18 protein-coding genes and 1 rRNA gene are annotated in these 18401 nt (G+C 46.6%); 14 read left to right on the top strand and 5 right to left on the bottom strand.

Translation table 11 applies throughout. From position 1 onward, the window contains the following. Positions 1–244 precede the first annotated feature (244 nt). The 3 genes from ACL9RM_RS21720 to ACL9RM_RS21710 are packed head-to-tail and all read left to right on the top strand — an operon-like array spanning position 245 to position 3238. The gene (locus tag ACL9RM_RS21720; protein ID WP_250261482.1) at positions 245–973 is read left to right on the top strand and encodes a (Fe-S)-binding protein; all 729 of its coding nucleotides are present in this window, start codon (positions 245–247) and stop codon (positions 971–973) included. Beyond that, the gene (locus ACL9RM_RS21715) at positions 970–2499 is read left to right on the top strand and encodes a LutB/LldF family L-lactate oxidation iron-sulfur protein (RefSeq protein ID WP_250261481.1); all 1530 of its coding nucleotides are present in this window, start codon (positions 970–972) and stop codon (positions 2497–2499) included. The genes ACL9RM_RS21720 and ACL9RM_RS21715 overlap by 4 nt, the downstream gene beginning before the upstream one ends. Beyond that, complete coding sequence (locus ACL9RM_RS21710) at positions 2483–3238, top strand: LutC/YkgG family protein (protein WP_250261480.1); 756 nt, start codon at positions 2483–2485, stop codon at positions 3236–3238. The genes ACL9RM_RS21715 and ACL9RM_RS21710 overlap by 17 nt, the downstream gene beginning before the upstream one ends. A gap of 12 nt (positions 3239–3250) precedes the next feature. Here ACL9RM_RS21710 and ACL9RM_RS21705 read toward each other — a convergent pair whose 3' ends face one another. The 4 genes from ACL9RM_RS21705 to ACL9RM_RS21690 all read right to left on the bottom strand — a co-directional run bounded on the left by ACL9RM_RS21705 (position 3251) and on the right by ACL9RM_RS21690 (position 7055). Beyond that, positions 3251–4357: a sensor histidine kinase gene (locus ACL9RM_RS21705; RefSeq protein ID WP_250268205.1), complete on the bottom strand. Its 1107-nt coding sequence runs from the start codon at positions 4355–4357 to the stop codon at positions 3251–3253. Positions 4358–4372: 15 nt separating this feature from the next. Continuing rightward, on the bottom strand, positions 4373–5074 hold the full coding sequence (locus ACL9RM_RS21700) for a response regulator transcription factor (protein ID WP_069291836.1): 702 nt from the start codon (positions 5072–5074) through the stop codon (positions 4373–4375). A 110-nt stretch (positions 5075–5184) separates the two neighbouring features. Next, positions 5185–6375 (bottom strand): acyltransferase, encoded by a 1191-nt coding sequence (locus ACL9RM_RS21695; protein WP_250261477.1) that lies wholly within the window; start codon positions 6373–6375, stop codon positions 5185–5187. A 254-nt stretch (positions 6376–6629) separates the two neighbouring features. Beyond that, positions 6630–7055: a CHRD domain-containing protein gene (locus tag ACL9RM_RS21690; RefSeq protein WP_023988435.1), complete on the bottom strand. Its 426-nt coding sequence runs from the start codon at positions 7053–7055 to the stop codon at positions 6630–6632. Between the two features lie 168 nt (positions 7056–7223). Between ACL9RM_RS21690 and ACL9RM_RS21685 the strand changes: the two genes are divergently transcribed. The 3 genes from ACL9RM_RS21685 to ACL9RM_RS21675 all read left to right on the top strand — a co-directional run bounded on the left by ACL9RM_RS21685 (position 7224) and on the right by ACL9RM_RS21675 (position 9476). After that, entirely contained in the window at positions 7224–7646 is a 423-nt protein-coding gene (locus ACL9RM_RS21685; protein WP_061832089.1) for a hypothetical protein, read from the top strand. 230 nt (positions 7647–7876) lie between these two features. Beyond that, positions 7877–9037 (top strand): rhamnogalacturonan acetylesterase, encoded by a 1161-nt coding sequence (locus ACL9RM_RS21680; RefSeq protein WP_414126545.1) that lies wholly within the window; start codon positions 7877–7879, stop codon positions 9035–9037. A gap of 115 nt (positions 9038–9152) precedes the next feature. Next, the gene (locus tag ACL9RM_RS21675; RefSeq protein WP_023988438.1) at positions 9153–9476 is read left to right on the top strand and encodes an MGMT family protein; all 324 of its coding nucleotides are present in this window, start codon (positions 9153–9155) and stop codon (positions 9474–9476) included. Between the two features lie 156 nt (positions 9477–9632). Here ACL9RM_RS21675 and ACL9RM_RS21670 read toward each other — a convergent pair whose 3' ends face one another. Continuing rightward, a complete protein-coding gene (locus tag ACL9RM_RS21670) occupies positions 9633–9821 on the bottom strand; it encodes a hypothetical protein (RefSeq protein ID WP_013370989.1) in 189 nt (62 codons plus the stop codon). A 318-nt stretch (positions 9822–10139) separates the two neighbouring features. Here ACL9RM_RS21670 and ACL9RM_RS21665 point away from each other — a divergent pair, with 318 nt between their 5' ends. From ACL9RM_RS21665 to ACL9RM_RS21630, 8 genes are all read left to right on the top strand, one after another. Further along, complete coding sequence (locus ACL9RM_RS21665) at positions 10140–11303, top strand: TolC family protein (protein WP_250261475.1); 1164 nt, start codon at positions 10140–10142, stop codon at positions 11301–11303. 13 nt (positions 11304–11316) lie between these two features. Beyond that, entirely contained in the window at positions 11317–12777 is a 1461-nt protein-coding gene (locus ACL9RM_RS21660) for an efflux RND transporter periplasmic adaptor subunit (RefSeq protein WP_250261474.1), read from the top strand. Positions 12778–12783: 6 nt separating this feature from the next. Next, positions 12784–13503 (top strand): ABC transporter ATP-binding protein, encoded by a 720-nt coding sequence (locus tag ACL9RM_RS21655; protein ID WP_250261473.1) that lies wholly within the window; start codon positions 12784–12786, stop codon positions 13501–13503. After that, positions 13500–14711 (top strand): ABC transporter permease, encoded by a 1212-nt coding sequence (locus ACL9RM_RS21650; RefSeq protein ID WP_250261472.1) that lies wholly within the window; start codon positions 13500–13502, stop codon positions 14709–14711. Before ACL9RM_RS21655 ends, ACL9RM_RS21650 begins: the two co-directional genes overlap by 4 nt. A 236-nt stretch (positions 14712–14947) precedes the next feature. After that, positions 14948–15562: a helix-turn-helix transcriptional regulator gene (locus tag ACL9RM_RS21645; RefSeq protein WP_223822107.1), complete on the top strand. Its 615-nt coding sequence runs from the start codon at positions 14948–14950 to the stop codon at positions 15560–15562. Positions 15563–15575: 13 nt separating this feature from the next. Beyond that, complete coding sequence (locus ACL9RM_RS21640; RefSeq protein WP_069291845.1) at positions 15576–16379, top strand: pyruvate, water dikinase regulatory protein; 804 nt, start codon at positions 15576–15578, stop codon at positions 16377–16379. Between the two features lie 147 nt (positions 16380–16526). Continuing rightward, the gene (gene glpX / locus ACL9RM_RS21635; RefSeq protein ID WP_013310165.1) at positions 16527–17504 is read left to right on the top strand and encodes a class II fructose-bisphosphatase; all 978 of its coding nucleotides are present in this window, start codon (positions 16527–16529) and stop codon (positions 17502–17504) included. An 835-nt stretch (positions 17505–18339) separates the two neighbouring features. Continuing rightward, positions 18340–18401, top strand: a 16S ribosomal RNA gene (locus tag ACL9RM_RS21630); the annotation flags it as partial.

The following is an 18401-nucleotide window of genomic DNA, read 5'->3' as shown; positions in this document are numbered from 1 at the left end:
CCGCTTTGCATTTTATTTGATCTTACGATCGCTGTTGCAGGAGGATTCTTTGATGATGTAAAAAAGGTATAATTGAGAATCCCACTGCAAGCTTCTAAATTATCACTTCCCCGGATTTTTAGCAGTGAGTAAAAAATCTGGGGGCAACAGTGATGGGAAGCAACATCCGACTGCGCAGTGGCACTAAAGGTAACTTTTCAGTTATAAAGTAATAGCAATTCCATGGACGGAAGGGGTGTTCCGTATGAAGGTATCTTTATTTATTACCTGTCTGAGTGATGCGATTTATCCCAAGGTGGGGGAAGCGATGGCACGCTTGCTTGCCAGATATGGTGTTCAGCTGGATTTTCCGAAGGTGCAGACATGCTGCGGACAGCCGTCCTATAACAGCGGCTATTGGGATGAAACGAGGGCTGCGGCCAAAACGATTTTGAAAGCGTTTAACGACAGCGATTTTGTCGTATCTCCTTCCGGCTCTTGCACATATATGATTCATCATTACCCGGAGTTGTTTAAGGATGAACCCGAATGGCTCGATTCGGCACGGAGGCTGGAGCAAAAGACGTATGAGTTTACGCAATTTATGGTGCAGGTGCTTGGCGTGACCGATGTGGGCGCGTCTTTTCCGCATACGGTAACCTACCATCCGTCTTGCCATGGCACACGTTTGCTCGGCGTGAAGGAGGAACCGATGAAGCTGCTTGGCAGTGTAAAGGGGCTGCAATTAGTACCACTTCCCTTTGCTGAGGACTGCTGTGGCTTTGGCGGGACTTTCGCGGTAAAAATGCCGGATATTTCGGGAGCGATGGTGACTGAAAAAGTGGACCACATCAGGGAGACCGAAGCCGAGGTACTGGTCGGACTAGATATGGCCTGCTTGATGAACATTGCCGGAAATCTCAGGTATCGGGAGGAGCCAGTTCGGGTCATGCATCTGGCTGAGCTGCTGTACGAAGGGGTGAAGCACGCATGACCGCCGTACACTCACATTCCATGAACCAAAAGGTTAAGAAACGCGCAGAGCTGGCTCTTAATGATGATTTTCTGCGGAATGCAGTTCGTTTCACTACAGAGCGGCTGCGCAACGGTAAGCGGGTGGCCTCAGAGCAGCACGGAAATTGGGAGGAATGGCGTGAGCGCGGGCGCCAAATTCGTCTTCATACCATTGCCCATCTGGACTATTACTTAAATCTATTTGTAGAAAATGCCCGCGCCAACGGGGTGCATATCCATTTTGCCGACACAGCAGCCGATGCCGTACGTATTACACTGGATATTGCTGCGCATAGCCAAGCTCGTTCCGTCGTCAAATCCAAGTCGATGGTGTCGGAGGAGTTACATTTGAATCAGGCGCTGGAGGGGGCGGATATCGAGACGATTGAAAGTGACCTCGGTGAATATATTATTCAACTGGCAGGAGAGCCCCCGTCTCATATCGTCATTCCGGCGATTCACAAAAACCGCTATCAGATTGCCGAGCTGCTGTCCAAAGAAGCAGGGGAGAAACTGTCCGCGGATACGACGATTTTGGCGGGCTTTGTCCGCAAAAAGCTACGTGAGAAGTTTCTAGAAGCAGATATTGGCATGACCGGGTGTAACTTTGCCATCGCCGAGACAGGCTCCATGGTTCTGTTTGAAAATGAAGGCAACGCACGAATGGTATCCACTTTGCCCAAAACGCAAATTACGTTGATGGGCATGGAACGGATTATTCCATCTTGGACGGATTTGGAGGTGATGGCTACATTACTGCCACGATCTGCTACCGGACAGAAGCTGACCATGTACATGTCTGGTATTTCAGGCCCCCGGCGCAGCCAGGATGCCGATGGGCCTGACGAAATGCACATTATCATCGTAGATAACGGACGTTCACTACAGCTAGGCAATCCCGAGTTTCAAGAGCTGTTGAATTGCATTCGCTGCGGGGCTTGCCTGAATGCCTGTCCGGTGTACCGACACATTGGCGGACACGCGTATGGTGGGACATATAGTGGCCCTATCGGTGCAGTGCTTACGCCTGCCCTTCATGGCAACATTGAAGAGTGGAACGATATTGCGAGTGCGTCCAGTCTGTGTGGTGCGTGTTATGAAGCCTGTCCGGTCAAAATACCGCTGCATGATATGCTGGTATATTTGCGTAGACGTAAGGTGGAGGCGGGACAAGGAGATAAGCTGGAAACGGCAGGAATGAAAGGTTTTGCGACAGTGGTTTCCAGCTCGAAGCGATTCGCAGCGGCGATTCGGCTAGGGCAGATTGCACAGAAAGCGGTCGTCCGTAAGGGCGAAATTACCCTTAAGCTGGGCCCGCTAAAGGGATGGAATACGTACCGCGTAGCTCCCTCTCTGGCGAAAAAATCCTTTCGTCAGCAGTGGAACACGCTGGAGCATAAACTGGAGCAGGAACGCAACGTGATGCAGCCGGATGTTCTCAGCCGCATGGAGAAGATTTTGGCAGATAGAAGTAAAGGAGGGACGCAGCATGAGGGAACAGAGTAATCCTTCTGCGCAAGCAAAAGCGGCCCATGAAGCGTGGCTTCAGCAAATGGAAGCAGAATCGCGTGCTAAGCAAGTACGCTTTATGGACGGCATCGCGACGCGGCTCAAGCGTCCACGACAGACGGAGCCGCCAGTTCAGCCGTTTCGCGGGGCACCTGCATTTTGGCACGAATTCGAATGGAGCGCGGAGCAGCGCATCGAGGAGTTCACCGCCAACTTTACAAGTGTTGGCGGGCATGTCGTGCGTCTGCCGGATTTGGAGCAGACCGCAGACTGGATCGCGCTCAAAGCGCGAGAGCTGGGAGCGGCCTATATCGTCCGGCAGAATGAGCCGGACCTGGATGCGCTCCAGCTGGAATCGGCGCTGCCGGAAGTCCGTTTATCGGTGTGGAACACCGATCCAGTCGAGGACTGGAAGGCCCGCGCTGCCGAGGCGGATATCGGCATCGTCATCGCCGACGAAGCGGCTGCTTACACCGGTTCGGTAGCGGTGCTATCCTCGCCGAAGAAAGGCCGTGCGGTAAGCCTTTTGCCAACCGCACTGATTATTCTTCTGCCCGTAGAGCGCTTGCGAACACGACTGGGCGAGATTCTAAGTCGCTTTGACGAAGTCGGGCGTGAGCAACTGCCCGCAGGCATTCATTTTATTACTGGACCGAGCCGCTCGTCGGATATTGAAAATGATTTGACGATTGGCGTGCATGGACCCGGCATCGTCTATACGTTGTTAGTGGGCTAGCGTGTAGACTGCCTAAAGAGCATGATACAGGGGAAAACGGGTTTCAAAATCTGTTTGTCTGCGATTACTCCTAACCGAAATGCGGCCATCGTGCAGCTCAGTAATACTTTTTGTAATCGCAAGGCCCAGTCCGGTGCCCCCAGTTTCCTTGGAACGTGATTTATCCACCCGGTAAAACCGCTCAAACAAGTGCGGGACATCTTCCGCAGGAATTGGGGTGCCGTAGTTGGTGCAGATTACCACCGCCTCGTCGTCTTCGCGTCCTATGGTGATATCGAGGCGTTTGCCGTCTTTTCCGTATCGAATAGCGTTGGAAAACAAATTTTCATACAGGCGTACCAGCTCGTCAGTATCGGCTAGAATCCGAACAGGCTCGACGATTCGGACACGGTAGGACATGCCCGCCTGTTCCAGCGAGGGTACAAATTCCTCAGCAAGCTGAGTGAGCAATTTGCCGACATCTACAGGCTCCAGCTCCAGTGGCAGACTGCCACCGCTCACACGCGTGTATTCAAATAGCTCGTCGATCAGCTTTTTTAGCGTCAATGACTTTTCATAAGCAATGTTCACATAATAGCGCAGCTCAATTTCATCCCGATAGCGGTCGGTTTCAATATATTCCAAAAAACCGATCACGGATGTTAGCGGGGTACGAAGATCATGAGATACGCCGGTGATCAGGTCGTTTTTGGCTTTGGCGGAAGCCCGTTCTTCTTCCAGTGAGAGACGGAGCTTGTCCGCCATGGTGTTCATATTTTTCGCCAAGGTACCCAGCTCGTCCGCTGAAGAAACAGGAATCGTATAGGACAGATCTCCATCAGCAAACTCCTGCATCCCCGTCGTAATTTCGCGAAGGTAGCCAATCGTATTTTTGGTAAAAAGGAAAAAGAAATAGATATATGTAGGTAGCCCGCCCACCAGCATGATCAGTGGGGATCCAATGTGATTTACGGTCCAGCGAACCAGACGGGTGCCAAAAAATGAACGGGAAGGGTTCAGCCATAGCAGCAAAGATGCTCCATAATAAAACACCATCAAAATCAGTCCGGTTAGAGCGAAAGCGGCAAGGCTAAGGGCTGCCAGCTTCCATCCCAATGTGTCATATCGTTTTGCCTTCAAGACGTGAATCCTCCATTAATCGAATTTTTCCATTTTGTAGCCGATGCCCCACACCGTTTTCAGGTATTTGGGTTTTCTCGGATCAGTCTCAATTTTCTCGCGAATTTTACGCACATGAACCATCAGCGTATTGTTGGATTCCAGATATTGCTCTTTCCACACTTTTTCATAGATCTGCTCCATGCTCAGTACTTGACCACGATTACGGGCCAACAGCTCGACAATGGCAAATTCGCGCGGGGTCAGCTTAATGGATTCTCCGGCGAGAGTGATCTCATGCGTAGCAGAATTAATGGTGAGTTCATCCAGTATCATTTCATGCTCCAATGCAGGGGAGGAGTGGGTATATTTCCGTACTCTGCGGAGCTGGGATTTGATGCGTGCCACCAGCTCCAACGGGCTGAATGGCTTAGTGACATAATCATCGGCTCCAACGCTAAGTCCTGTGATTTTGTCCATATCTTGTCCCTTCGCAGACAACATAATAATCGGAAAATGCTCGGTTTCCCTGATCTTCATGCAAGCTTCAACCCCGTCCATATTGGGCATCATCACATCAAGCACCATCACATCTATCGATTCCCGACTGACTTGCTCCAGCGCTTCCAGTCCGTCCCGTGCCATGAGCAGTCGATATCCTTCATTTTCCAAATAAATTTGCATCAGCTTAATAATTTCAGGTTCATCGTCTACTAATAAAATGGTTCCGTTATGCATGGTTGCGCACCCTTTCTGTTCTTTCTAGCAGTAAACAATATGGGCGTATTATATACCTTTTTAAAGATGGAGGCTATGGACACTCATCTCAGTTCGCTTGCTTGGGGTCGTCAGCCTTTGGATAGGGCTGTTTCAGTTGAAGAAATGCGGTTTTCTTGCTTGAATTGTCTTTTTTCTATTCCCGGTAGTTGACCGAACAAGATCCAAGCAAATGGCAGGAAACGAGAGATGATCGACACGACGAGCCAAGAGCAAAGAAGTGCAAAGAGAAAACCTCCGGCATACCACACATGAATAAGCTGCGGAGAACCGATATGTGGTGAAAACTGCCGATACAGGAGCAGGAAGAACGGATGAACCAGATACACACCAAAGGACAGTGTGCCTAGACGTTCCAGTTTGCGAGTGACAAAGGAATGTTGCCGTCTGTACATTAAAAAGGAAATCTGTAGTATTACCAGCGTGCTAGACAGGCTGTACATATTATACATAAGTTCAAAAACTAGCGAATTGTACGAGATTCCGTACATTCTATTTTCGTACCACATATAGACATGCATGGTGGCTGAAATCAGCCATAAACCCCAAATTGCGATCCATGTCAGCACGCCGGCAACACTTCGTTCCCCCTTACGCATCAGAAACCACGTTTTCAGCTGTGGGTAGTAGTAACCGAGAGCAGCACCCAGCATGTAGCAGGCTATATAAGACAGTGCCCAACTGCCCTTATTTTGAACCTGAAATAGAAATTTATTTCCAATAACAAATGACCACTGTACCAATAGCCCAAGGACAATAGACCATTGTGGAAGTTGCCGACAACGCTGGAACAGCCACAGTACGAATGGAAATGCGAGATAGAATTGCATCATGATAAAAATATAATATAAATGAGTATAAGCTTTGCCTGTGGCCAGTTTCAGAGCAAAGCTCTTCGCAAGTGTGGCTATATTCCATGGTTCGGAGCTGCCAGCTATAAGGGACAGAATGAAATAAAACAGAGAGAACATGACATAAGGTAAGAGGATGTACAGCAATCTCTGCTTATAAAAGCGGCTCAAGAGCTGTCGTCCCATCGGACGATCCTTGTAGTTGTAGAACAGCACCATGCTGCTAAGCGCGATAAATACGGGGGTTCCATACTTCATCAACACATTGAGGGCATTGTATACAACATATAGGCTGGAATTTGTAAGCTGAATAGTTGCATAAGAAGTGGCATGTACCATTAAGACGGCTAAAATCGCCATGGCTCTGACCAACTGCAATTCGGGAATTTTTTCTTTGGTTTTAGGCTTCATAAGCTTCATTTCCTTTCAGGATTGAACTATATCTTGTTGAACTCTTTCTATTAAAAGATAAAGTTCTTAACAACCTGAAAGGGAACGGCTTAAGAAACGCTTATGAACTTCTTAACTTTTGTTAAGAATTGAGGATTTTGCAAAAATCCCATAAGCGACTGGAATTGAATCTTGCAAAATCCTGAATTAAAAAGAACTTCCATAGCCTCAAAATGAGTGGCATGGAAGTTCTTTTTTATACTCATGTTCATTCGTTATTTGCAACGTTTGATAGGTGCGCGTCTAATCTGTCCACGAATGGCACCGTTCGGATGACGGATCGTGTGGACATTGACGTAGGCATTGCCCTCTCTAATTTGGCACACCAAATCATAAATGGTTCTGCCTCTGAGTGGACCGGTAAGATCACATGCACGAAGCACGCCGCTAACGACGCCTCTTCTAACGGTTATTCCAAACTTCGAAGGACCAAACAGTGTAGCAACAACAGGGCCATTTTCACCTCTTCGTCCCAGATGAATATGCGCTTCGGTTACCCGTGAAATATTGCGTACAGTCAGTTCAAAGCTTAATTGTTGGCTCGTTGGACGGTAACGAAATTCGGCTGTTCCTGTCGCATTTGTTCTGACAGGAGGCACTTCATTAGCCCCCCTTAAGGTGGCTCTAAACTTATTAGACATGACATCCCTCCTTTCCCAGTGTTGGTTTAGTGTATTCACAGGGCCAGAGAAAGGGCTGTACATTAGCCTATTCATCGGAAGTTGTGTGTTTTACAAGTTATTCAGTCCAAGCACAAAACAAACTTTTTCATAGTCTATGAGTATCTGCTAGAGAGAGGAGGGGAAACCATGGGAACATTTATTGATGGAAGAACATCCCAAAATGCTTCGACAGCCAACTCTATTGCCATTCCGATCACTGTTTTAAATACACCTCAATTGTTCGGGCAGATCGGATTAAACACACAGGGAGCTACAGGTACGCCACGGGTTCTGCTTAAAGGAACCATATCGCTTCAACTTCCGCTTGCTTTAGTCGGGATAACGATCACTATTGTAAGAGGTACCCTGGTCACTGACCCTGTTGTTTATTCGGCTACGTCTACTTTTAGTTTGAGTTTATTAGCTCCACAGGTTATTGCGTTCTCAGCTGATGACTTTAACCCGCCGATTACACCACAATTGGTTTATACAGCTTTTGTTTCTGCTAACCTGCTGGGTACAGTACGAGTAGGTCCAGAGAGCTTTGACGGAATTCTGGTTGCGGATTAATGTAGTAATTTTGATATGACGAAATATGCTTCATAAAGCTTCGCAGTTGTAACTGCGAAGCTTTTTTGTGTACAAGTACAAGTTTCAGCTTAACGAATAAACTACTTTTCTTTTGCATAAGAATTACATAGGCATACCCCTGCAACAATGGGTAGAATTTTATGTATACGCTTACAAAAAACGAAATGTCTTTGCTTCATACAATTAAAAATTTGGAGGAGGAATGAAGAATGAAGTGGAAAAAAGGATTGACTGGTATGCTTTTAGCAGCTTTTTTATGTGGTGTACCAGTTGTAGGCATAGCTACCCCGGCACATGCATCCGCTGGCGAGTACAAGTTTGATTTTGGTGGAGGTACGGTCGAAACGGGTTATACTGGAGTGAGCGCTTCGCTGTCCTATGACTCAGCACGTGGCTATGGCTTTCGTACCCCTGAGAATATGCGTAATGTCAGTGCTTCGGGGACTGGAGTGGCAAGCGATGCGGTACGGTTCCTGGCTACAGGTACGAAAAGCGAGAATACTTTTGACGTTGATCTTCCTCCTGGTTTGTATGAGGTGTCGGTTACTTTAGGAGATACCTCTCGTTCGAGTATTGCGGCTGGAGGGGTGTATCAGGTCATTAATATGACAGGGAATGGGGCCAAGGATCGCTTTCAAATTCCAGTGACAGACGGACAGCTAAATCTGCTGGTTACTGAAGGCAAAGAGGGTGCGGTCTTCACACTCAGTGCATTGGAAATCAGGCAATTATCTAGCAATCCGGTTACGAATCGAACGATTTATATCGGTGGAGATTCTACGGTTTGTAACTATTATCCGCTAGATAGCAGCGTGCAGGCGGGATGGGGTCAACTGCTGCCAGAGTTTGTGAACACGAATACTTTTCAAATTCGCAATATGGCGTCAGGAGGCCAAATTGCTAGAGGCTTCCACCAGGACGGTCAGTTGGAGGCCATCGTCCAATATATCAAGCCGGGGGATTATTTTATTCTCCAATTGGGCATTAATGACACCAATCCAAAGCATAACGAAAGCGAAGCGGAGTTTAAGGACTGGATGCGGGATATGATCCGGCAGGTTAAGGCCAAGGGGGCGACGGTAATCCTGTCAACTCCGCAAGGACGAGCCACTGACTTTAATGCTAACAATGTACACAACGCAGAAAATAGATGGTATAGAAGCGCTATTTTGGCGCTGGCTCAAGAGGAACAAACACCTTTAGTCGATCTGAATGTTCTTAGCTCAGCTTATTTCACTTCTATTGGTAAAGACGCTACACTGGCCTTGTATATGAATGGGGATACACTCCATCCAAACTATGAAGGTGCAAGGGAACTGGCCAGATTGGTAGCACAGGATTTAAAAAGGCAGGGTCTGAGCGGATTCTAAATTTAAATGATGGGTTTTCCCCTGCTTCTTGCATTCGTAGGAGCAGGGGTTTTTAGCCTCTGTTCAAGGTGCTATAATTATTGAAAAAGCAATAGTAATACGGAGGAATTAGAACATGCAGCCTTTCACTGCCCGTGTGCTTCAAATTATACTGTTGATCCCTGAGGGAAAAGTAATGACTTACGGTCAAATTGCGGCAGAGGCCGGAAGCCCAAGAGGTGCCAGGCAGGTGGTGCGAATTTTGCATACATTGAGCCAAAAACACCGACTTCCTTGGCATAGAGTAGTCAACCGCTTGGGGGAGATTGCTTTGCAGGAGGATGAGTCCGCATCCCTGCAGCGTCTGTATTTGGAGGAGGAAGGCATACGTTTTAATGAAAGCGGGCGTATTCCACTAGATCAATATCTCTATGATCCGCAAGCGGAGATGGAAGAATAGGAACGGAACAAGCTATGCGGTTTTATATTAGATTTGATTATCACAAAAATCCGGGACAAATCAATTATCGATTTGTCCCGGATTTTTTTCATCTAGCATACGAAGCAGATAACTAGAGGTAATCTGTTATTTATAGCATAAGATTCACTTTTCATTTTATCCGATAAGATGCTGCTGATCCCGTTGGGCAAGGTGAAAAGAAATGCTGTTCATCAGTGGTATATCGTTATTTTTCCGGGCTTCCCGGATTAGTTGTTTCTTTTTTTGTTCTGATTCACGTAAAAAGCGGGTCATCCACAAATCAGACGGTTCGTTAGTGGTTGTCATGCGAGATTCTTTTATCATCTATTAACCCTCCCAGTGAGCGGCTGTTATTCTTTCTCTAGTATATGTTCCAAACCTTAATAGATGCTGTTGGTTTCCTTAAAATTAGCTGAAAATTAGGTAAAGTTCAGGTAAAAATAGCTTGAATCAATGTCTTATTGGACGAAAAGTAGTATAAAGCGAGTAATCAGGAAGTAAAGGTTACAAAAATGTATTGTTTTGACACCTTGTACCAACATAAACCTGAAAGTACAATTAGAATGCAAAGAGTTCGTGGAAATTTATGTCGAAAAGAATGGAAATGATTCGAAGAATGCACGAAAGGGGAGAGATTCATCTATGAAGCAAAAAGCGGCTGCCGTGCTGCTTGTATTGTCCTTATCATCAGGCTTGGCCTCCACTGTACAGGCTGAGAGTTTACCAGGAAATGTAGCATCAAGTACATCGGTTAGTCCATCTACTGCGGCTACATCGAAGACATCATCCGTAACGGGTCAGGCTTTACCTACATTGACACTCAAGCAGGCTGCGGAATGGGCACAGACGAACAGTTACAATACGCGTACCGCCGAACGGGACGTAGAGCGTCACAGAATGGAACTAAAAAATGCAGAAAAGGATCTGGGGAATGCATTTGTTGATTTTATAGACGGCGAATATGTTGATGATAATACCTCTTGGAGAAGTTATAACTCCTCGACGCTATCTTATCTAGCCAGCAAAAAGCAGGCGCAGTTCGCCAAAGACCAGATTTATTTTAATGTGATGAAAAGCTATCAAAGTGTGTTCGTGGCAGAGAATCAAGTGAAAAATGATCTAGAAGCGCTTGAAATCGCCCAAGCGGAGGAAAAGATTGCACTTGCCAAATTTGCGCGCGGCAAGCTGTCTGAGTATGCAAAAAACGAGAGTACACAGGCCAGAAACCAGGCTCAGCAAACAGTAGAACAGGGGAAAATTGCGTTGCAAAAATCCAGGGATGCTCTGAACTTCCTCATGGGACAACCTAACGGAACAGCCTATGAAATGGTGGATCGACCCGTGTACAAGGAACCTAAAAAACTGGATATCGAATTACATATACAACAGCTGACAGACATGAATCCGAATTTATGGAAGCTGGAGGATAGTATCAAAACTTCGGAGCTCAATGTGAGATACTTCGATTTTAACAGCGGCGCAGGTGCTTACGATCTAGCTAAAATGGATGTCGATACAGCCAAAGAGGAGCTCGACAAAGGCCAAAAGGATTTTGCCGAATCACTCCGCAATTTGTATGCCACGGTTAAGGAAAACCAAAAGAAATACGTACAACTGGAAGAAAGCTTGCGTACGGCAAAAGAGGCCTTGGAGTTATCACGCAAAAAGTGGGCCAGAGGTCTAATTATCGAGACGGAGTTGAAAAATAATCAGCTAAAAGTGAACCAGATTGAACGGCAAATGGAAGAGCTGGCGATCGAGTTGGATCAAAATGAGTATACGTTGAACAAGCCATGGAGCACATAGGGAGGAAAAGGCGTTGGCAGAAACGGTTTTAAATGATGCTTTAATCAAGTTACGGAAAAAACGGAGAAAAAAGTGGATATGGACTGCAATTGTTCTACTGGTTGTAGGTGGAGGCGGAGCGGCAGTATATCTGAATCTGCCCAAGGAGCAGGAGGCACCTTTAGTTCAGGATGAGACGCTTAAAGTAGAGCGCGGCGATGTGAGTGAGAAGCTGGACACGTCCGGCACTGTGCAAGCATCCAAGGAAGTGAAGTTAAACTTCACGAGTGCAGGTGATAACAAGCTGGCAGCGGTAAATGTGAAAGCCGGGGACAAGGTGAAAAAAGGACAGGTGCTGGCTCTTCTGGACAGTTCAGAAATTAAAATGCAAATTCAGACTGCGTCTGATACTTTGGAAATATCCAAAGCCAAGCTGGCTGAATTGGAAAAAGGTCCGAAGGCAGAGGACATTGAAATTCAGAAGACAAATGTACTTCGGGCCAAAATGGCTATCGATACAGCGCAAGAATCATTTGAATTGGAGGAAGCCGAAAGTCAGAAGAAAACTTCCCAAAAGCAGTTGGAACAGGCGCGAAAGGCATATGAAGACCAAAAGTTTTTACATGATGCCGGGGCGGTGTCCAACAGTGAATTGGAGCAGGCAGAGCAAGCACTGGATAAAGCACAGACGGACTATGATGGTCTGGATCTGCAGTTCCGCAAAATCATATCGCAAAAACGTCGCACCATTTCAGAAGCTGAAATCGGATATCGTACGGCAATGGCAGAGCTTCGCAAAATTCAGGTTCCTGCTGATGCATCCAATATTCAAGCCTCACGGATAGAGGTTCGAAGACAGGCGACGGAACTGGAGCAGAAGAAAAATGAATTGAACAAGCTTCAGGTCACAGCACCTTGGGACGGAGTGATCTTGAAGGTGAACGGGGATGTGGGGACCAGTCCGACCGCTCCATTCATTGTCATGAATAACTCGGATTCCAACGATCTTAAGGTAGTTGTAAAGGTAAGTCAGACCGACATTGTCAAAGTAAAGAAGGGTCTTTCAGCCGTGTTGACTACCAATGCCTATCCGGGTGAATCTTTTCCAGGGAAGGTGCAATTCGTCTCACCGGAAGCCTCTACGGATGAAGGGATGACGACGTATCTGATGGAACTGTCTGTCCATGACCCGAAAGGCAAGCTCAAAACGGGCATGATTATGAATGTGGCCGTTATTTTGGGAGTACACAAAAATGTACTGTTCGTACCTGCGACTGCGCTGAGATCCGAAGGAGGACAGGATGGCGTGTATGTTGCCGCTAATAATGCTGCAAATCCAGGGGCGCGCACTTTCAAGCCCGTAGAACTCGGATTTTATACGCCAGATCGAGTCGAACTCAAGTCAGGTGTAAAGGAGGGTGACACGCTTATTGTGCCTGCTCCTGAACCTCCGCCGGATCCTTCCGCTATGGGCGGCATGCAGGGAGGCTTTTAAACGGGTATGAGATACGTCATTCAGATTGAGGATTTGAAAAAAGTGTACCAGGTCGGAGATCAGGAAATTCATGCCCTGCGTGAGGTACAACTTGATATTGCTGACGGTGATTTTGTTGCGATCATGGGACCGTCTGGATCAGGCAAGTCCACGATGATGAATGTCATCGGCTGTCTGGATTTACCTACATCGGGACAATTTTATTTGGATGGCTATTCGATATTAGATGCCCGCGAGGATGAACTGGCTATTATACGTAATCAGAAAATCGGATTTGTATTTCAAAAATTCCATTTGCTCCCGCGAGCAACGGCTTTGGAGAATGTGGAACTGCCTATGATCTATGCGGGTATTTCTGCCAAGGAGCGTCGTTTGCGGGCAATGGAGGCCCTCACTAGCGTAGGTCTAGGCGATCGGCTGAACAATAGGCCGAACGAATTGTCAGGCGGTCAGCAGCAGCGGGTATCCATTGCGCGCGCACTTGTGAACAATCCGGTTATTCTCTTGGCGGATGAACCGACAGGCGCATTGGACTCCAAAACTAGTGTTGAAATCATGGGGATTTTTCAGCGTCTGAATGATCAGGGGAAAACGGTTGTATTGGTTACTCATGATCAGGAGGTTGCGGAATACGCCAAGCGTCTGATTCATTTTCGAGATGGGCGGATTGAAGAGGATCAGCCTGTGGGGAAACGAAGAATGGCGGCAGAGGAAGTGAAGGCATGAAGTTTAAGGAAATTATCCGTGTATCGCTCAATAGTTTGCGAACCAATATGCTGCGATCTTTGCTGACCATGGTGGGCATTATTATCGGAGTGGCCGCTGTGATTATGATTGTAGCCATCGGTAAAGGATCAACGGCTACGATTACATCTCAGATCAACAGTATGGGAAATAATCTGCTGATGATTTATCCTTATGCTCCATATGATGGATCAAGTTCCATGTCGTTTAATCAGACGAAAGGAATATCTCTGGAAGATATCGAGGCGCTAGAGCAGCAAAAAGCAGTAGCCGAGGTGGCGCCAAGTGCGATGACCAATGCAGATATTACATGGAGTCGCAATAAGGTCAGCGGGCAAATTGAGGGGACTTCGCTGGCATTTGTTCATGTGAGAAAGCTGTCGCTAGCTCAAGGTAGGTCCTTTACCCACCATGAAGTGGATAAACGAATGAATGTGGCTGTGCTTGGGAGTGATGCGGCCCGTAATATTTTTGGTCCGGATGCTTCCAGAGCGGTCGGTGAGACGATCATGATCAAACAGCTTCCTTTTAAGGTGGTTGGTGTGCTGGCAAATTCCAATTCCAATATGAGTAACAGTGGTCAGCAGGTATATGTACCGATTACAACGGGGATGGAACGGCTAGGCAATATGAGTATTCAGCAGGTGAACGCCTCCGCAACAACAGAGGAGAAGATTAGTCAGGCAAGTGCTGAAATTCGGCAGGTACTACGTGTCAGACATGAGCTAAAGCCATCAGAGGGTGATGATTTTCAGATTATGACCCAGACGGAAATCTTAAAAACAGTGTCCGGGGTTGATCGGATTATGAATATGTTGCTAGCCGGTGTAGCTGCAATTGCGCTTGGCGTTGGTGGTGTCGGCATTATGAATATTATGCTGGTGTCCGTTACGGAACGCACAAGGGAGATCGGGATTCGCAAAGCGATTGGTGCGCAGCGCAGTGATATTATGTTGCAGTTTGTGGCTGAGGCTGTTTTTCTCAGTCTGATGGGTGGACTGGTCGGCGTAATGGTGGGTCTCGGAGGTGCAAAGCTGCTCGAGAAATTCGTCCAAATGCCGATTGTGTATTCGATAGAGCCCGTGCTGTACTCTTTTCTGTGCTGTATGGCAGTCGGGGTGTTGTTCGGAGTATATCCGGCGCGGAAGGCGTCGAAGCTACGTCCGATTGATGCTTTAAGATACGAATAAGGGAGCGGGTACTTCGCCTTACTCGAAAGAGCAGGGTGTAAGTACCCGTTTTTTGTGTGTAATAAGTGTTTTAAATGATGGAAAGACATGAATAAACACTTTAGTTTTATATATATGATGTTTTATATGATTTTTAAGGTTGATTTATTGTTATATATGACGTATTATATTCAATATCAGATCGAAAGAAAAAAGGAGGGACGTTCATCATCGACCTTACGGCAAGACAAGTAGAAATTTTAAACATTGTACAAAAGCATGCCCCGATTACCGGGGATCAGATTGCGGAAATGCTTAATCTCAGCAAGGCGACCATTCGGACCGACCTATCCAAATTGGGCATTCTGAATTACATAGATGCAAAGCCCAAGGTCGGATATTTTGTTGGTAAGCGGGGCACGCCAAACCGGGAGGAAAAATTCCGGCTGTTGCAAATGAAGGTCGGCGATCTTCATGGGGTTCCAGTCATCGTACGTGAAACAACCACGATTCAGGAAGCTGTAGTGGCTCTCTTTTTGGAAAATGTGAGCAATTTGATCGTCACCGATGAAGACGGAGATTTGGCAGGGGTGGCTTCCCGCAAGGATTTGCTCAAGGTAACGTTAGGCAATCCCAATGCAGCAACCATTCCTGTCAGCCTTGTGATGACCCGACAGGCGAATGTTGTCACCGTTTCCCCAGAGGATACAGTATTAGAGGCAGCGCGCAAAATTATTGCCCGTCAAATCGACAGCCTGCCTGTCGTCGTCCCTTCCGACTCCGACAAACCAGGGGAGCATTGGAAAGTCGTGGGACGCATTACAAAAACGAATATTATTAAAATGTTGCTCGATATGGTAGCAGAGGATTAATGGGAGGAATCGAATGGTTCAGGCGAGCAGTCATTTTATAGCGATCTGTTCAGACTCGATTGGCGAAACGGCAGAAGCTGTCGTACAGGCGACCATGCGCCAATTTGAGTTACCAGACACAGAGATCAAAAGATTTATGAACGTGAGGGATGAAGACGAGCTGAGCCGGGTGATGGAGGAAGTTGCCGAGCGTAAAGGCTTTGTAGCTTATACGCTGGTGCAGCCGGAATTGAGAGAGGCGATGAAAGAGGAGGCTGTCCGGCTGAATGTGCGGGCTGTGGACATTATGGGACCGATGATGCAGGCGTTTGCCGATACGTTCCATGACGATCCCAAAGAGAAGCCTGGTCTGCTACATCGACTGGACGACAACTATTTTCGCCGTGTAGAGGCCTTGGATTTTGCGGTTCAATACGATGATGGCAAAGATGTGAGCGCCATTCTCAAAGCGGATATTGTATTGCTGGGGGTATCCCGTATTTCCAAAACCCCTTTATCCATGTTTCTCGCGCATAAAGGTTATAAAACGGTCAACATACCGGTTGTACCAGAGCTGACACCGCCTGTTCAGTTGAAGGATGTTCAGCGTGGTCGAGTGTTCGGATTAACGATCGAGCCAGAGTTACTGTTAAAAATACGCAGTGAGCGACTAAAGGTTATGGGGCTTCCTAATAATGTGCAGTATGCTACAGCGACGAGGGTGGAAGAGGAAATAGCGTATGCGCAGTCTTTGTTTAAAGAGCTGAATTGTCCGGTTATTGATGTTACAGATAAGGCGATTGAAGAGACGGCAGGTTTGATTATCAGAATGTTATAGAGCCTAGTAGCTGGTCATATAACTAAAAATTAAAATCGTAGGATATAGGAGTTTAATAGATAAATAGAAAGATTGCAGTAAAACTGCCCTAAATAATTCATTTGCTTAAGGGTAACAATTATTTTTAGGAGAGGTGGAGGGATAGGTATGGAGAGTCAAATGGCTTTGGAATTCGTTCGGGTAACAGAGGCAGCGGCACTGCAATCAGCACAATGGACAGGGCGTGGAGATAAGAATAGCGCGGACGAGGCGGCTACGGTAGCCATCCGCACTCATTTTAATGCGGTATCCATGGACGGCACGGTCGTCATTGGCGAAGGCGAAATGGATGAGGCTCCCATGCTGTATATCGGAGAAAGAGTAGGCAATCGTAGAGGACCGGCTATGGACATCGCTGTCGATCCACTAGAGGGAACCGAAACAGTAGCAAATGGTTTGAATAACGCTCTGTCGGTCATTGCTGCTGCACCTCGTGGTAGTCTACTCCACGCTCCAGATATGTACATGCAAAAAATGGCCGTTGGCCCAGCATTGGCTGGAAAGCTGTCACTTGAGGACCCAATCCCAACTACATTGTCAAAAGCTGCACGAGTACTCGGTAAATCCTTGTCTGATCTTACCGTGTCCATTCTGGATCGTACACGGCACGCCGGGATCATCAAGCTTCTGCGGGAAAGCGGCGTTCGAATCAAATTGCTTGGCCATGGGGATGTGATGGGCGCGATTGAAACATGCCTGGATAGCGGTGTGGATTTGCATATCGGTTCTGGTGGCGCTCCTGAGGGTGTATTGGCCGCTGCAGCGCTGAAATGCATGGGCGGAGAAATCCAGGGTCGCCTGCTGCCTCATGGTGAAGAAGAGATTGAGCGTTGCAAACGTATGGGCATTACTGACCCCGGTGCGTTGCTTTCCATGGATGATATGGTCGGACGCCAAGGCGTGATGTTTGTGGCTACAGGTGTGACACCTGGAGAGTGGTTGCAGGGGGTTCGTTCTCTTCCCGGTCACAGAGCGGAAACTCATTCAGTCGTAATGCACTCGGAAACAAAAACGATTCGCTTCGTTCGGAGTATTCATCATACAGCTGATTCTTCCGGTACGCTTGCGGTAGCGGCATCCTCTTGAATATTAAAGTCATGGCTTCCTAATTCTGTCTCCACAGTAGGCAAAAGGTTCCTCTTCACCTTGCATCGTCGAGAGGTGAACTCAAAGCAGGAGTTGCGTATGCTGTAAACACAATACGGAGATTAAGTTTATCGTTTAACAAACGAGGAACGATAGTTCAATAAAACAGCGGTATCTAGGACTCGTCTAAAGATACCGCTGTTTTCCATATTTCGGGATCAATCTAACTGTCATAGAGCAGATGAAGTTATTAACTCTTGGAATACGCATCGAGTAAGCTCATTTTCATTGAGTGATGTAAGCATAATTGTTTTTGCCATAACTACTTGACAAAGCAAATCCTTATGTAAAATTAGAATAACACAGATTTAAGTAATACTTCCGCCTATTGGCATTATGAATTACTTTGGTGTTTATCTATAGTTGTCTATTAAAAGGAATTAATTGCAAGTAGAATTAATTTGGTATACGTGTTAAATTACTAGTCCAGCCGATAAAACAAGATCAAAGAATTTTAATAAGTTTGAACAAGCTGGAAATTTTTACAGGTAGACTTAATTGCTTTAAATTGATATATTGTTAGTCCAGCCCGAAAATGATTATTAAAAATCTGGGTTGGATGAATCGCCTGGAATTATTTACAGGTTGAATGAATCAGATGAAAATGTTATACTATTATTCTGGCTCAAACAAAGCCGCATGAAAATTTGATCTTTGAAAACTGAACAACGAGTGAGTAAACGATTTTGTTCGCAAAATCAAACAAGAGATATTTTATCTCGTCAGTTTCAAAATGAGCTTATCGCTCTTTCTATAAATCAACTTCGGTTGGTCTTTAATGGAGAGTTTGATCCTGGCTCAGGACGAACGCTGGCGGCGTGCCTAATACATGCAAGT

The sequence above is a fragment of the Paenibacillus sp. S29 genome, from assembly GCF_049319765.1.
Lineage (GTDB): Bacteria > Bacillota > Bacilli > Paenibacillales > Paenibacillaceae > Paenibacillus > Paenibacillus polymyxa_B.
Note: the sequence above shows the minus strand (reverse complement) of the source record. Positions and strands in the feature narration are given on the sequence as shown.

What these genes read in the sequence shown, in the direction of transcription:
- ACL9RM_RS21720 (WP_250261482.1), top strand. Translation starts at nt 245, where the DNA reads ATGAAGGTATCTTTATTTATTACCTGTCTGAGTGATGCGATTTATCCC.
- ACL9RM_RS21715 (WP_250261481.1), top strand. Translation starts at nt 970, where the DNA reads ATGACCGCCGTACACTCACATTCCATGAACCAAAAGGTTAAGAAACGC.
- ACL9RM_RS21710 (WP_250261480.1), top strand. Translation starts at nt 2,483, where the DNA reads ATGAGGGAACAGAGTAATCCTTCTGCGCAAGCAAAAGCGGCCCATGAA.
- ACL9RM_RS21700 (WP_069291836.1), bottom strand. Translation starts at nt 5,074, where the DNA reads ATGCATAACGGAACCATTTTATTAGTAGACGATGAACCTGAAATTATT.
- ACL9RM_RS21695 (WP_250261477.1), bottom strand. Translation starts at nt 6,375, where the DNA reads ATGAAGCCTAAAACCAAAGAAAAAATTCCCGAATTGCAGTTGGTCAGA.
- ACL9RM_RS21690 (WP_023988435.1), bottom strand. Translation starts at nt 7,055, where the DNA reads ATGTCTAATAAGTTTAGAGCCACCTTAAGGGGGGCTAATGAAGTGCCT.
- ACL9RM_RS21685 (WP_061832089.1), top strand. Translation starts at nt 7,224, where the DNA reads ATGGGAACATTTATTGATGGAAGAACATCCCAAAATGCTTCGACAGCC.
- ACL9RM_RS21680 (WP_414126545.1), top strand. Translation starts at nt 7,877, where the DNA reads ATGAAGTGGAAAAAAGGATTGACTGGTATGCTTTTAGCAGCTTTTTTA.
- ACL9RM_RS21675 (WP_023988438.1), top strand. Translation starts at nt 9,153, where the DNA reads ATGCAGCCTTTCACTGCCCGTGTGCTTCAAATTATACTGTTGATCCCT.
- ACL9RM_RS21670 (WP_013370989.1), bottom strand. Translation starts at nt 9,821, where the DNA reads ATGATAAAAGAATCTCGCATGACAACCACTAACGAACCGTCTGATTTG.
- ACL9RM_RS21665 (WP_250261475.1), top strand. Translation starts at nt 10,140, where the DNA reads ATGAAGCAAAAAGCGGCTGCCGTGCTGCTTGTATTGTCCTTATCATCA.
- ACL9RM_RS21655 (WP_250261473.1), top strand. Translation starts at nt 12,784, where the DNA reads ATGAGATACGTCATTCAGATTGAGGATTTGAAAAAAGTGTACCAGGTC.
- ACL9RM_RS21650 (WP_250261472.1), top strand. Translation starts at nt 13,500, where the DNA reads ATGAAGTTTAAGGAAATTATCCGTGTATCGCTCAATAGTTTGCGAACC.
- ACL9RM_RS21640 (WP_069291845.1), top strand. Translation starts at nt 15,576, where the DNA reads ATGGTTCAGGCGAGCAGTCATTTTATAGCGATCTGTTCAGACTCGATT.
- glpX (WP_013310165.1), top strand. Translation starts at nt 16,527, where the DNA reads ATGGAGAGTCAAATGGCTTTGGAATTCGTTCGGGTAACAGAGGCAGCG.